Origin of the sequence: Pantoea sp. OXWO6B1, from assembly GCF_001641135.1 — a bacterium.
In the GTDB taxonomy this organism is placed as follows: Bacteria; Pseudomonadota; Gammaproteobacteria; order Enterobacterales; family Enterobacteriaceae; genus Pantoea; species Pantoea allii.
Map to the genome: position 1 here is coordinate 35,956 of NZ_CM004290.1, position 13,915 is coordinate 49,870.

13 protein-coding genes and 1 pseudogene are annotated in these 13,915 nt (G+C 50.6%); 10 read left to right on the top strand and 4 right to left on the bottom strand.

All coding sequences use genetic code 11. The features are described 5' to 3' along the window. The first annotated feature begins 164 nt into the window (after nucleotides 1-164). Nucleotides 165-560: a bleomycin resistance protein gene (locus tag A6A26_RS00205; protein ID WP_063877093.1), complete on the top strand. Its 396-nt coding sequence runs from the start codon at nucleotides 165-167 to the stop codon at nucleotides 558-560. A gap of 815 nt (nucleotides 561-1,375) precedes the next feature. On the opposite strand, the gene A6A26_RS00210 is transcribed toward A6A26_RS00205, so the two are convergent. After that, complete coding sequence (locus A6A26_RS00210; protein WP_063876911.1) at nucleotides 1,376-1,687, bottom strand: hypothetical protein; 312 nt, start codon at nucleotides 1,685-1,687, stop codon at nucleotides 1,376-1,378. Between the two features lie 177 nt (nucleotides 1,688-1,864). Here A6A26_RS00210 and A6A26_RS00215 point away from each other — a divergent pair, with 177 nt between their 5' ends. After that, nucleotides 1,865-2,149: a hypothetical protein gene (locus A6A26_RS00215; RefSeq protein ID WP_063876912.1), complete on the top strand. Its 285-nt coding sequence runs from the start codon at nucleotides 1,865-1,867 to the stop codon at nucleotides 2,147-2,149. Nucleotides 2,150-2,242: 93 nt separating this feature from the next. Here the strand turns inward: A6A26_RS00215 and A6A26_RS00220 are convergent, their stop codons facing one another. Together A6A26_RS00220 and A6A26_RS26210 are read right to left on the bottom strand one after the other, a co-directional pair. Next, nucleotides 2,243-2,548, bottom strand: coding sequence for a MipA/OmpV family protein (locus tag A6A26_RS00220; RefSeq protein WP_063876913.1), 306 nt, complete (start codon nucleotides 2,546-2,548; stop codon nucleotides 2,243-2,245). 164 nt (nucleotides 2,549-2,712) lie between these two features. Continuing rightward, nucleotides 2,713-2,955 carry a DUF4158 domain-containing protein gene (locus A6A26_RS26210; protein WP_082875118.1) on the bottom strand — a complete coding sequence of 81 codons (243 nt, stop codon included), beginning with the start codon at nucleotides 2,953-2,955 and terminating at the stop codon, nucleotides 2,713-2,715. A 250-nt stretch (nucleotides 2,956-3,205) separates the two neighbouring features. Here A6A26_RS26210 and A6A26_RS24450 point away from each other — a divergent pair. The 7 genes and pseudogenes from A6A26_RS24450 to A6A26_RS00260 form a co-directional block, all read left to right on the top strand. After that, nucleotides 3,206-3,394: pseudogene (locus A6A26_RS24450) on the top strand (helix-turn-helix domain-containing protein); the annotation flags it as partial. A gap of 35 nt (nucleotides 3,395-3,429) precedes the next feature. Next, on the top strand, nucleotides 3,430-4,122 hold the full coding sequence (locus A6A26_RS00230) for a hypothetical protein (RefSeq protein ID WP_063876915.1): 693 nt from the start codon (nucleotides 3,430-3,432) through the stop codon (nucleotides 4,120-4,122). 235 nt (nucleotides 4,123-4,357) lie between these two features. Continuing rightward, a complete protein-coding gene (locus A6A26_RS00240; RefSeq protein WP_063876917.1) occupies nucleotides 4,358-4,837 on the top strand; it encodes an Hcp family type VI secretion system effector in 480 nt (159 codons plus the stop codon). A gap of 228 nt (nucleotides 4,838-5,065) precedes the next feature. Beyond that, on the top strand, nucleotides 5,066-5,749 hold the full coding sequence (locus A6A26_RS00245) for a response regulator (RefSeq protein ID WP_063876918.1): 684 nt from the start codon (nucleotides 5,066-5,068) through the stop codon (nucleotides 5,747-5,749). Beyond that, nucleotides 5,746-6,933: a sensor histidine kinase gene (locus A6A26_RS00250; protein WP_063876919.1), complete on the top strand. Its 1,188-nt coding sequence runs from the start codon at nucleotides 5,746-5,748 to the stop codon at nucleotides 6,931-6,933. The genes A6A26_RS00245 and A6A26_RS00250 overlap by 4 nt, the downstream gene beginning before the upstream one ends. 136 nt (nucleotides 6,934-7,069) lie before the next feature. After that, nucleotides 7,070-8,203, top strand: a complete 1,134-nt coding sequence (locus tag A6A26_RS00255) for an efflux RND transporter periplasmic adaptor subunit (protein WP_063876920.1) — start codon at nucleotides 7,070-7,072, stop codon at nucleotides 8,201-8,203. Then, the gene (locus A6A26_RS00260; RefSeq protein WP_063876921.1) at nucleotides 8,200-11,259 is read left to right on the top strand and encodes an efflux RND transporter permease subunit; all 3,060 of its coding nucleotides are present in this window, start codon (nucleotides 8,200-8,202) and stop codon (nucleotides 11,257-11,259) included. The genes A6A26_RS00255 and A6A26_RS00260 overlap by 4 nt, the downstream gene beginning before the upstream one ends. Before the next feature lie 277 nt (nucleotides 11,260-11,536). Here the strand turns inward: A6A26_RS00260 and A6A26_RS00265 are convergent, their stop codons facing one another. Next, the gene (locus A6A26_RS00265; RefSeq protein ID WP_063876922.1) at nucleotides 11,537-13,195 is read right to left on the bottom strand and encodes a methyl-accepting chemotaxis protein; all 1,659 of its coding nucleotides are present in this window, start codon (nucleotides 13,193-13,195) and stop codon (nucleotides 11,537-11,539) included. 358 nt (nucleotides 13,196-13,553) lie between these two features. Between A6A26_RS00265 and A6A26_RS00270 the strand changes: the two genes are divergently transcribed. Next, the gene (locus A6A26_RS00270; RefSeq protein ID WP_063876923.1) at nucleotides 13,554-13,901 is read left to right on the top strand and encodes a gamma-glutamylcyclotransferase family protein; all 348 of its coding nucleotides are present in this window, start codon (nucleotides 13,554-13,556) and stop codon (nucleotides 13,899-13,901) included. The last annotated feature ends 14 nt before the right edge of the window (nucleotides 13,902-13,915 follow it).

Sequence of the window (13,915 nt, forward strand, 5' to 3'; positions counted from 1 at the left end):
GATATCGTTGAAAGTTGGACGGCAGAATCCTGTTGTTATTTAAACGGATAGCGTTGTGACAAGTGCTGAAAAAAAACGCAAGTCGCATTATTTTATTTATTTACATAAAGTTACCCGTAACCATGTGCGCCGAAAACGCAGCTGATACTCTCTACTGGAACCCTATGGTTCCCGAGCTGACCGTCGCTGACTTTGCCACGTCTTATGCTTTTTATGTTGACGTTATCGGCTGGAAAGTCAGGATAAGACGTGCTCAGCCAGACTTCGCCTATTTGTGTTATGGTGAAGCACAGTTAATGATTGAGCAGATGCATGAAGAAGGCTGGCAGACTGCAAAATTGACCCGCCCTCTGGGACGGGGGATCAATTTTCAGATTGAAGTAGCGGATATCGACACGCTCTACAATCGACTGCTTACACACGGAACGCCCCTCTTTCGTCCCCTGCGCGAAAATTGTTATCACACCGGCGCTCAATATGAATGTCAGAAAGAATTCCTGGTTCAGGACCCCGACGGCTATCTTCTGCGATTTTGTCAGCCTGGCGGTGGATCACCTTAGCCGTTAAACGCACGGACTTTCAGCAGACGCAGCACTGAAATTCGAGGTTAGCGCAAACGTCATATCATCACGCAGGTCACTGCGACGTTGTCGTTCTCAGCCGCAAAATTTTTCACCGCAGTTAAATCCTCCCAGTACGTCGCCAGAAAGAAGTGTTGCCACTCTCCCTGTGTTTCCGGCTGCTTAATTTCACGACGTCGCGCTGGCGCGTTCCTACGTCTGGATGTGTCCAAACAGGGTGGTGCATATCGTTTTATCCGATAACAGTGGGTGCTGATGGTTGAAGTGCGTTACCAGGCGATCACCTGGAAATATATGGAAGGAAATGATTCATGGAACGACCATTATTTTGCCTGATAAGAAGGCATCAGACGGGGCGAATGCCTTCTCTGACATTAATCAGGATATAAAATATTCGGCTGAATCACAGGCAAAGGTTATGTCTGCCGCTTTCCTCTGACTGAACATGGTGATGCTCAGTTATTGCAAGGCTGTTGTGACTATTATTATGGCTGTATTGATGCCATCAAATGGGTAATGACCAGCGTTTCAACAGTCCAGTTGGGCTCCATTTGCCTGCATTTCGTTTTACAAAATAAATGTGAAGGACTGGCACAAGGCATCGCTGATGGCGTTATTGATATGCCATTTTGATCCAGGATTCAGAAGGAAAATCCAGCTAGCCGTGGAAAGGTCTGTCGCATAAACAGGATGATAATGGGCCCATCAAGTTAAGGATTTTATAATATCAAAGGGCCAGTATTCGCCCCTGACAAACACATTTCCTCTTCATGAATAGAGCCCATTTTAAGCATCTACAGCGGCACGATCTCGTCCACCTGATGCTGAAAAACGTAAGGATCAGAGATTAACCCAAACTGTTCATCATCCGGCCAGGTCACTGCGACGTGGTAGTTCTCACCGGCAAAATTTTTCACCGCAGTTAAATCCTCCCAGTACGTCGCCAGAAAGAAGTGTTGCCACTCTCCCTGTGTTTCCTGATAGACGAATGCGGCTTTGTTTCCCGATGTCGCGCTGGCGTGTTCAACGCCGGTCCTTTGAAGATGTCTGGCAAACCCTTCTGCATGTTTTAACGGAACGCATCCGTGCCACGTTCTTACAATCATCGTCTTCTCCTTAAAAGCCGTCTTCATTTGAGGATAATGCGTTGATTTTATACAACAGAATGGGATGTCAGGGAAAAAATTTGTCCGGCGGTGGCACAAATCCTAATTTGTTCTACAGTTACTGGCCCGACCAGGGATAACGACATTAATCATAGTAATAACAGAACGGTAACAAATATGGAATTGAGTAAGTTTGAGGTCAGAACAGGCCTGTGGCCACACATGCATTTCACCGATATTGAGTACGATCAGCGCGGCAGTAGCTATGAAATTTACGCCACCGATGTGACCCATCAAACCAAGAGCAAGCTGTTTATTTGCCGTACGGTTGATGAACAACAGGCGAGACTGCTGGCTGAACAGTTCAAAATCTGGCTGCCTAAAATCAATAGCAGAAAGCGCAAAGCCGCTTCAAAAACATCGCCGACAGGCTATGAACGTGTGGCATGCCATAAAGGCTGATGCTGTTACTCTCCTGTTTCAACGGTTTAGTTAATCGTCACAGGATATGATGGACCAGTAGCAGTCAGGTTTATGCTGTTGGTCCAAACGCTATCAGAAAAAATAGGATATCGCCGCCGTCAGAGAGGCATCATTGTGATGGAATATCACAGGACTGTCCGCAGCATTTTTATCCAGCCAGCGATAGTCGCCGATTAAACTGGTCCCCCATCCCGACGCAAACTGGTGACTCCATTTTACGCTGGTATCCGTACCGTAACCCCCCTTGGCACTGTACTGACTGTATCCGCTACGGGCATGTTGATCCATATTAGGGATTGTAAGCGGGAAGCCGCCAAAATTTTGCGGGCTTGCCATACGGCATTTGCGGGTCAGGGCACCCTGAGTAATTTCTTTCATCCCCAGCGTGGAGACAACCTGGTCCAGATGAAGTTTCTCATCGATGATAACGTTCTGATTTATCTGGCCTAAAGGCTGGATAAGACATCTTTTATAACGTTCTGGATCATCCGCGCAGAAGAGTGAGTTCAGTGCACTTTGTGTTTCTGTATCGCGGAAAGGCGCTAACGTTCCGTTGACAGCGCTTTACTGATGATTTTCTGAAGCGTTGAATATCCTGGCCGGACAGTTTTCTCATTCAGCCAGCAGATAAGTTCGGTGGCAACAAATCCAGGAGTGATATCACGACGCACAATCTGCGCTGCACGGGCATCTAACTGTAGACCAACAGAGCCTGACCACTGATGGTACCCAAAGAAGTCGGTAGTAAGCTTACGCTGGGCGTAATATTGATGACCGGTAATGATTTTGTCGGTGAGTGATACCTAACGAAATTAACGCTGAATCACAAAATCGAAATCACTTTTCACATCCTTCGGTAAAAAATGAAAGAAAGCATGTTTGGCCTTAAAATAACTCGTCTGCAGGATACAATAAATTTGCGCCAGTATTCCGGGGCGGCTGGTTGCGAGCGCCAGCTCATCTGACGTAAGCGACCAAATACTCCAGTTGCTGGCCTTCATCAAAATCAGGCCATACAGTGCGCATTTTTCTGCACGCGAAGGTATGGCCATCGCCAGGGCAAAAGGGAAACGGCGAGGAAAACAGCCAAAGTTGTCAGATAAACAGCAAAAAGAACTTTGCAGGATGCACGGAAGCGGTGAGTACTCAATAAGCGATCTGGCCGAATTATTTTCCGTTTCGCTGCCGACTGTTTATCGGACGCTTTCCCCTGGACAAAAATGAGCAAGAGGATTTAATGAAATAAGCAAGGAGCAGTTATGTACTACAGCAATGAAGTTATCAGCTATTTTCAGGCTAATAAAATTCTTGCTTTAAAACTCGACCATGCATTAGCGGGTGCAGGAAAAGCCGTATCAAATCAGATTGAGACGATCGCTGCAGGTGCAACGCGAGCACTGTATTACACATCCTGTTTTACTGATGAATATCAGGATGTCTGCCAGAAACAAAAGACCGAAGACATTCGATTCAAAAACAGCGTTATTTATCTTTTGCAACATGGCAATGTTGCGTATGACATGTTTAAAATATATTTCGAAGAAATATTTAAATATAAAACCCCCGATCAACTGGAGCGCATCAAACAAATGCTTATGGCTGTTAATATCCATATTGCCGCCAGTTCACTCACAAACGCTGGGTTTGCTCTGGCAACAGCATCATTTGTCGCAGCAGGCATGAATCTAAGTCTTGAACTCAGTGCACTGGCAGGGCGAAGAGCGGGCGAGGTTGTAGGGGCTATTGGGATATACGGCGTGGTACAGAAAGCGGCAGATAGTGCCCATCGCCTACACGTCCAATACCCAGCCTATTACTCTGCACTCTACATGCAACAACTAGAAATGATGTACTTCCTCATAGAGCCATTGTTTGAGCGGGCTGAGGCGTTTAAAGCACAATGGGCATCGGATGATGGTATTGCAGCTATCATCACCAGGATGATTCGATAATCATGATGAATCTTATTAAAAGGTTTTTCAGACGGGTATTCAGATCATTGATCTCGTATTATGGCCCGGCAGTGCTGACAATAATTTTCGCTTTAGTTCAGGGTTTGTTTTTTCCTGACAGCCCAATCTGGCTTATCCCCGTATTTTTTGTATTTGTGATGGTTGTTTTATCAATATGTGAGATTGTAAAGTTCAAACGTTAGCATCATCGTAAATTTATTTATAAGGAAATAATATGTCTACACCCGCACATTTATGGCTTGAAGATGAGAACGGATCTCCGATAGTCGGTAGTTGCATGATGCCACTCCGTCTGGGTTCTATCGAGTTAAAATCATTTTCTCACGGTGTCACTATTCCAGTTGACCCAAGCTGGGGAAAACTTACCGGAACGCGCGTTCATAGTCCGATCACGATAGTGAAAGAATTTGACCAAACGACACCTATTTTGTATCGCGCCGTCTGTGAAGGCCGCACATTGAAAAAAGCAACGATCAAGATGTACCGAATACTGGAATCGGGCATTGAGTCTGAATATTTCAATATCATCCTGGAAAACGTCAAAATCACGACAGTTTCCCCTTACCTTGCCCCTACAGGTATGAGCAGCACCCATCTGGAAACACTCGAATTACGTTATGAGGCAATTACCTGGAAGTATACGGAGGGTAATATTATCTATAGAGACTCATGGAACGATCGTTGTCGTGCCTGATGACGAGGGGCGCCAAAGGAGGCAATTGCCTCCTTTGGTTCTAGCCAGAACACTTAACGTCAGCATTAAACTGACCATGTGAAGCGCATGTTTTCCGGTTATTATCACTTTGCTTGATCTCATCAGGTTGTGTCACTAAGGCGACGATGTCGCGACCAGGCTGGAGTATAAAAACAACGTGTCAACGTAAGCCCAGGAAACGATGGAGAAACGGTCAAGGTGGCCCAAATGAAAACGAAACGCGTGCTGATTATTGAAGACGACGCTGATGCAGCGGGCGTACTTGAAGCCTATCTGAAACGAGATGGCTATGACGTGGCGATCGCCAGCAACGGCATGACCGGTCTGGAACAGGCCCAGCGCTGGCAACCCGATCTGATTCTGCTGGATGTTATGCTGCCGGTGATGAATGGCACCGAAGTTTTGTCTGCCATCCGGCGCAGCGGTGATACGCCTGTCATCATGGTAACCGCGATGGGGGAAGCGCCCGACAGGATTGGCGCATTGCGTTATGGCGCTGACGACTATGTCGTCAAACCCTATAATCCCGGAGAGGTCGTCGCACGTGTTCAGGCTGTACTGCGTCGCACACAGCAGGCGAAAGTGCCAGATGAAAAGCTCTGCTGGGCGGGACTGGAGGTTGATCCTGAATCACTTACCGCCGTGGTTAATGGCGTCCACAGGCTCGATCTGACGCCAACGGAATTTTCCATTCTGGTTACCCTGATGCGCGCGCCCACGCGTCCTTTCAGCCGTTTGTTTTTACTTGAGAACTGCCTTCCAGAAAGTGATGCCCTTGAGCGGGTGGTTGATACGCATGTGTATAATCTGCGTCGCAAACTTGAAGCTGCAGGGATGTCGGAAATTTTACCCGCCGTTCGCAGCGTGGGTTACAGGTTCAGACAACCATGAAGCAGAAAACCCATGACTCAATGTGGCGCTGGATTTGCATTCGTATACTCATTCTCGGCTTAGGCAGCGTCATTCTTATTGCGTTCTGTATGTGGCTGAGGTTTGCCCTGCAAACGCTCTGGGTTTACTACCGGATGCCAACCGCGCTGTGGGAAGAGTTTTCTCGACTGCGCGTGCATCCGGAGCGCGATACGGCTCGCTTCCATCAGATTGTCGATCAGTGGTGGGGCGTCGGCTTCTCCGATCCCTCTATCGCGTCTGCGGACTGGATTACCGTAGCGGTGCTGGTCGCGGTGATTATTCCCTTTTTTGTCGTGATGGGATTGCGCTTTGCCCTGCCACTGGCGAAACAATTTAGTCAACTGGCACACGCGGCACGGGATGTGGCACAGGGTAAATTCGGCACCTCGGTCGGTCAGGTTGATGGCGCGCCGCAAGAGTTAGTGCGTTTTACAGAAGACTTCAACCTGATGACACAGCAACTGGTGCGTTACGAACGTGAACTTAAAGCGTCGCATGTCGCGATTGCTCATGAACTGCGTTCTCCCTTGACCGCCGCAATGGGACGTCTGCAAGGCATTGTGGACGGGGTATTTGCACCCGAACCCCAGCAGTTTTCCATGATCATGAAACAGCTGACGCAGTTGAGTCGTCTGACGGATGAGCTTCATTTACTGTCGTTAGCAGAGGCAGGTCAGCTCAGCCTGAGTCTGACCCGGTTTAACCTTGCTGAGTTATTGCGTGAGAGAACCGCCTGGCTGGCGCTTCAGGCCGAGGCCGGGCAGGTAGCAATAGAAGTTCAGTCGCCCGCATCGCTGCCTTACACGGGAGATGCTTCTCGCTTAGGTCAGGTCGTGACGATTTTGATGGAGAATGCGTTGCGCTATGCTGCAGAAGGCAAACGAATTTCCGTTTATGCTCAGGCGTCCGCCACGGCAATCACCCTGCAGTTTCGTGACTATGGACCGGGCGTCGAACCTCAGTTTTTAGCCGTTATTTTTGACCGTTTTACCCGGGCAGAGTCTTCACGCGCCCGCCATTCCGGCGGCAGCGGTCTGGGACTGTCCATTGCGAAAGCTATCATTGAGGCTCATGGCGGTCGTATCCAGGCACGGCTGCCATCAGAGGGCGGACTGCACATTACCATTACCCTGCCCTTACATGACGCCATGCAGACTGCGTAAAATACCGCGCGAGTCTGCCTGTCAGCCAACCTGGTCAGGCCTTTTTTGCTCACCTTGACCATTTCTTGATGATCCATAGAAGGTTTCTGGACATAACCCACGTTAAATGAGCCTGTCTCATTTAAGGAATCCGGTTATGACAGATTTTTTTCCTTCTTTTGCTCGTCAGGCACTGCGTCACCTTGCCATCTTTAATTATGTTGTACCGTCACTGTTCGTGATGGTGGGCATGCTGGTGCTTGCAGGCTGTAAAGACGAAAAGCCTGCTCAGGGCGAAACACTACGACCTGTTCGGACCGTAACGGTGCCGCCGTTTTCCTCGGGGGGCCTGATGACGCAGACGGGCGAAATCCGGGCGCATGAGGAGATAGCCTTAGCCTTCCGGCTGGATGGCCGCGTGATTGCCCGAGCCGCCGATATTGGTCAGCACGTTAACGCAGGCCAGGTACTTGCCACGTTAGAGAATAATGCCGCCCAAAATCAGCTCAGCAGTGCCACTGCCGACCTCAACAGCGCACGCGCATCAGAACACGTTGCCGCTCTCACACTCCGCCGTATGCAACTGCTTATGCCGGGCGGGGCCATTTCTCGTGCGCAGTTAGATAGCGCACAAGGCGACTGGCAGGCCGCAGTCGCCCGTCGCCAGAGCAGTGAGGCCGCACTTAAAAACGCGCGCGATAATCTTGCCTGGACACAGCTTACTGCGCCAGGGGCCGGCGTGATTACGGCGGTGAATGTTCAACCCGGGCAGGTCGTCAGTGCCGCCCAGACGGTGATGACGCTGGCCGCTGACGGCGATCGCGATGCCGTTTTTGACCTTGCCGAACCTGCACTCTCTGAAAGTGCAACGAGCACGCCAGTTAAGATTGCGCTGTTATCAAACCCCGCCGTAACGGCGGAGGGCCGTTTTCGCGATATCAGCCCGCAGGCCGATTCGCAAACACGCACCTGGCGGCTCCGCGTTATGCTGACCGATCCGCCCGCCGCGATGGCACTGGGTTCGACCGTTTTAGGCGTTTTCTCTGGAAAAGCCGACCAGGTGATTGCCCTGCCAGCCAGTGCACTGACGCGGGCCGGGGATCGCCCCGCCGTACTCGTGGTGAACACGCAAAACCAACAGATTCAGGTCAGGCCCGTTACGCTGGCACGCTTTGACGCACAGCAGATCTATCTCAGTGCCGGGGTTCAACCCGGTGAGCGCGTGGTTACCGCAGGTGTAAAAACGCTGTTGCCGGGTGAACGCGTTCAGCTTGAGGAGAGTGAAAAATGAGGTCGGACAGTAATCGGAACGGCTTTAATCTGTCCGCCTGGGCATTAGCTCACCAGCAGTTGGTCATTTTCTTTATGCTGTTGGTGATGACGACCGGCGTACTCAGTTACATCGATCTGCCCCGTAATGAAGATCCGGCCTTTACCATTAAAACCGCAGTGGTGTCCGCCCAATGGCCTGGCGCTTCGGTCGAGGACACCATGCAACTGGTCACCGATACGCTGGAAAAGAAACTTCAGGAAACACCTTCGCTGGATTTTATTGAAAGTGAAACGCGCGCCGGGAAGTCGGTGATATTTGTCAATCTGCGCGATGATACGCCACCGGCACAGGTGCCGACTATCTGGTATCAAATCCGTAAAAAAATGCAGGATATTGCCCCGTCCCTTCCGCAAGGGGTTCAGGGCCCCAGTGTTAATGATGAATTTGGTGATACGTTTGGCACGATTTATGGTTTTACCGCCGACGGATTTAGCCCGCGTGAACTGCGTGATAAGGTCGATGAGATTCGTCGTAGCCTGATGGATGTGCCCGATACGGGCAAAATCACCCTACTGGGTGAACAGGAAGAACAGATCGTTGTCGCCTTTTCGCCCAGGCAACTGGACGGCATGGGCCTTAATCTTCAGCAGGTGAGCGATGCCTTAACCGCTCAGAACGCAGTGGCACCTGCTGGGGAAATACGCACCGATAAAGAGAATATCGCGCTTCGCGTCAGTGGTGCGCTGACAACGGTGGAAAGCCTTAAGGCCGTTACCCTGCGTATTGGGCAGCGTTTTATCCCGCTGTCGAGTATCGCGACAATCACACTCCAGCCTGCGCAGCCGCCGTCTGCCACCTTCCGTGTTAACGGCGAACCGGCGATTGGCCTTGCCGTCTCCATGTCCCCTGCGGGCAATATGCTCAGGTTTGGTCAGGCGCTCAATCAACGGATGACGGTTATTGCCGGCCAGCTACCTCATGGCATCAATATGATAAAGATCGCCGATCAATCCACGGTGGTGAAAACGGCTGTCAGTGGGTTTGTCCGGGTGCTGGCGGAAGCGGTCATTATTGTGCTGGCGATATCATTCTTCTCGCTGGGTTTTCGTGCCGGGCTGGTGGTTGCGGCCGCGATTCCGCTGGTGCTGGCCATGACGTTTGTCGGGATGACATTTGCAGGGATTGGCTTACAACGTATTTCGCTGGGCGCGTTGATTATTGCGCTCGGGTTGCTGGTGGATGATGCCATGATCACGGTGGAAACCATGGTTTCGCGCGTTGAAGCCGGAGACAGCAAATGGCAGGCGGCAACCTATGCATTTAAAACCACTGCCTTTCCTATGCTAACAGGCACACTGGTGATGATTGCCGGATTTATTCCTGTGGGATTTGCGGCGTCCAGTGCGGGTGAATATTGTTACTCACTCTTTGCGGTCGTCCTCATTTCCCTGCTCTGTTCCTGGGTGGTCGCTATCCTGTTTTCGCCCGTTACGGGAACCTGGCTGCTGACCGAAGGTGCCGGTGCAAGGCATAAACAACCGGGATGGATGGCACGGCTTTATCATCGCCTGCTTGATCAGGCGTTACGTTATCGCTGGGCAACCGTAATAAGCGCCCTGCTGCTGCTGGGAATGGGTGTGTTCGGGACGACGCTGATGCAGGGCGAATTCTTCCCCGCGTCCGACCGTCCAGAGCTACTGGTGAACCTGACGCTGCCGGCTAATGCCTCTCAGACCGAAACGGCGCGGCGCACCGGGCAGCTAGAAAGCGTGATGCGCCGCGATAGCGATATCGATCATTTCTCCAGCTATATCGGTTCTGGTGCCGTGCGCTTTTATTTGCCGATGGAAGTCTTGCTGGATAATGAAAACACGGCACAGCTGGTAGTGGTGGCGAAGAACCTTGAAGCGCGAGACAGAGTGCGGCGTAAGCTCGAACGCATTCTGGCGCGTGATTTTAGTGATGTGACGTCGCGCGTCTCGCCCCTTGAGCTGGGCCCGCCAGTTGGCTGGCCGCTCAAGTACCGTGTCACCGGTCCCGATTACAGTAACGTTCGTCACATCGCGGAAACGCTGGCCGCCCAGATCTCACGCTCGCCGGATACACGTGAAGTGAACATGACCGCAGGCGAGCCAGAACGGGTCATCAAGGTTGATGTGAACCAAACGGCAGCGCGTGCGGTCGGTGTCTCTTCGGAAAGCATAGCTTCGATGCTCAATACTGTGATGTCTGGCAGTACAGTAACCACCATCCGCGACCATAACCGGCTCATTGATGTGGTGTTAAGGGGAGACGATCGCGAGCGGCAAAATACCGACATTTTGAACGGCCTGATGCTGAATACGGCTTCCGGGCAGAAAATTCCCCTTGGGCAAGTCGCGACATTAAAATGGCAGCTTGACGATCCGGTTATCTGGCGGCGTCAGCGCTTGCCTTACATTACGGTGCAAACCGATATTGCCCCCACGCAACGCGCTGAAACGGTATCAGACCAGTTAAGGCCCGCCCTGGATGCATTTCGTGCATCCTTACCTGCTGGCTATAACATTGAAGAAGGCGGTACCGTTGCAGAATCGAACAAGGGAAACAGCTCCGTCTTTGCTGTATTGCCTGTGACGCTGTGTTTTATGCTTATCCTGTTGATGTTGCAGTTAAAACGCTTTTCCAGAATGCTGCTGGCGCTGTTGATGGCCCCTTTTGGCTTACCCGGCATTGTTATTGCCATGCTGCCGAGCGGAACGCCAATGGGATTCGTTGCGCTGCTGGGGATCATTGCGCTGGCCGGCATGATTATCCGTAACGCGGTGATAATGATCAGTGAGGTGGACAGTAACACCCAGGCAGGCATGGCACATAATGAGGCTATCCGCAGTGCCGCTATCCATCGCGCCCGTCCCATATTGCTGACGGCCTGTGCGGCGATATTCGGTATGTTGCCCATTTCTCAGCAGGTGTTCTGGGGGCCGATGGCGTACGCCATTATTGGCGGTCTGGTTACCGGAACGCTGGTCACCTTAACGCTGCTGCCTGCCACACTCAGTCTGGTGATGGAACGGGAAAAAACGCGGTTCTGAATGCGTCCCGTCAGCGGGAAGAAAGAGGATCGATAAACGGGTGATGTTCATCTGTCACCCGCCAGGCGCAACAGAGATGCTGTCTGTAACTAAGTAACCGATAACCGGCATTCAGCAGACGATCTGACTGTTATGCGGCTGGCCGGTTTAGTCACGTCGAAATAGCGCCCGACAGCACCCTCCGCTGACGACTGGGTTAATAAAAAAAGCGCTGTAGTAATACAGCGCTTTCTCTAATCAACAAGATCCTGAACGGGTCAGATTTTTACATAACGCCTTAAAAACTTTCCCAGTTGACCTTATCTACGTTTACTGCTTTTAAATCTGGCCTTTTCAAGGCGAGTGACGGCTGGCTCACCGGTGCGCTGATCGATGCAGGGGCATGCGCGACACTGTCATTCACTTTAAAAGTAGAAACCAGTCTCGACAGGGTTTCTGCCTGCTCCTGCAACGATTTAGACGCTGAGGATGCTTCTTCGACCAAAGAGGCGTTTTGCTGCGTCACTTCATCCATCTGCCCGATAGCCAGATGGACCTGTTCAATGCCTTTACTCTGTTCGGCCGTAGCGGCAGCAATTTCATTCACTAAGTCGGCAACCTGCTGAATAGCATTGCTGACATTATCTGAGTTACTGCCCACGCTCGTTGCCTGCTCCAGCCCCTGCTCTACCTGTGAAACGGATGCGGTAATAAGCTCTTTGATTTCGCGAGCCGCAGAGGAAGAACGTTGTGCCAGATTACGAACTTCTGAGGCGACAACCGCAAACCCGCGACCATGCTCACCGGCGCGTGCAGCTTCCACGGCGGCGTTAAGTGCCAGAATATTGGTCTGGAAAGCAATGCCTTCGATCAGGCCGGTAATTTCCGAGATTTTTGCAGAACTGCCACGAATTTCGCCCATGGTTGTCAGCATCTGACTGACTGCGCCACCATTTTGTTTAGACATGGTGTTAGCATTATTCGCCAGGTTGCTGGCCTGTACGGCACCTTCCGCATTTTGACGCACGGTATCGCTCAGCGTCGCCATGCTCACCGACGTTTCTTCCAGCGATGCCGCCTGTTGCTCGGTGCGCGATGACAAATCTTCATTGCCTGCGGCGATTTGTGTGGAACCCGTACTGACGGACTGCGCAGCATGATTGACTGACAACAGCGTGGTGGAAACACGTTTAAGCAGATCGTTAAACGCTATCGCTGTCTGCCCAATTTCATCATTCCTTAGTACCGGTGCTAAATTTGTCAGATCAAGATTACTGCTGACCGTTGTCATCGTATCTTTCATGCTGGTCAGGCTTCTTTTAATACCCAGAATAATGCTGACTGAAAATATACCGAGTAATAAAATAACCAGTACAGATGCGCTGGTCATCGCCCAGATGGTCTGAGAATAAACATGATTATTTTCAGCCCTTAACGTATCACCAATTTGAATGTTCAGATCGATTTGTTTAGTGAAGTCAGATTCCATTTTGCGCGCTGCGGCACCAATGCCGTTGTCGCTCTGAAGCAGTTCAAGAGAAAGCGCATTATTATGGCTACGTGAAGCCGCGAGAAATGCGGGTAAAGCGCTACGAACGGCATCAAGATTACGCAGTGCCTGAACCGTCATGGCCTTATCTTCATCGCTGGAAATATCATTCGCCATATAATAATCAGTTAACGATTTGATATTATCAAGAACGCCGTTTATTTTTTCTTCGGCTGCCACCTGTTTTGTACTGTCGGCCATTGACTGGTGGCGATATAATGCGAGACCCAGTTGGTTAGTTGCGCTAATGGATTTATTCAGATCTTTAATGCTGGGTATCGCATTAACCTGAACATATTCAAAACGAGACTGGAAGCCAGATATTACCGATAATGAAACAGCAACAAGCGCACATAGTGATAATGCCAGCAACGAAAATGCCAGCACTAAACGCTGTGTAATAGTCATAAAAAAACCCCTGGATGTTTAATAAAAGATTCGTTATCGCAATACAGTCTTATCGGCACAGCGCAAAGCAGCTTTACCTGTTAATTTCAGATATATTTCGGTTCCGAAACTTGAAAAATACCAAATAAGCGCTATGCGTTAAATTGTGGTTAAAATAATTAGGGCTGGTTTGTTAAACTTTTGGGTTTGATTCGCGCTTTTTGTTCTGTTGCCCCTGAGCGTTCAGCCGTGAAGTGTTTTATGACGCTCCGGGCTGGCTTATCAGTGAGAATAAGCAGGCGCGGAGCCAGCAGTTTATCCATAATGACAGGGACATCCGGTCAGAGTAAAGTGACTCTTTTTTGTGACAGAGATGACTATGGAAACGTTGTTTGTTTACGGCACCTTATGTCCGGGCCGCAGTAATGCGCATATCCTGGAGGGCATTGGCGGTATATGGCAGACTGGTTTTGTCAGCGGTTTTTACTTTCCTGTAGGACGAGGCGCCGCTACGGGCTTTCCCGGTATCGTCGTGGATGATCAGGCTCCGCGGGTTAATGGGTTTCTTTTCTCTTCTGACAACTTGAGCTTGCACTGGCCAATGCTGGATGAGTTTGAGGCAGGTTATGATCGCATCAGGGTTGAAACGTTCCGTGAAAACGGTGACAGCGTCACCGCATGGATTTACCAGCTTCAACCGCAGAGCGTTCCGTCAAGCGCTCAATAAGCGATCTGTCTGAG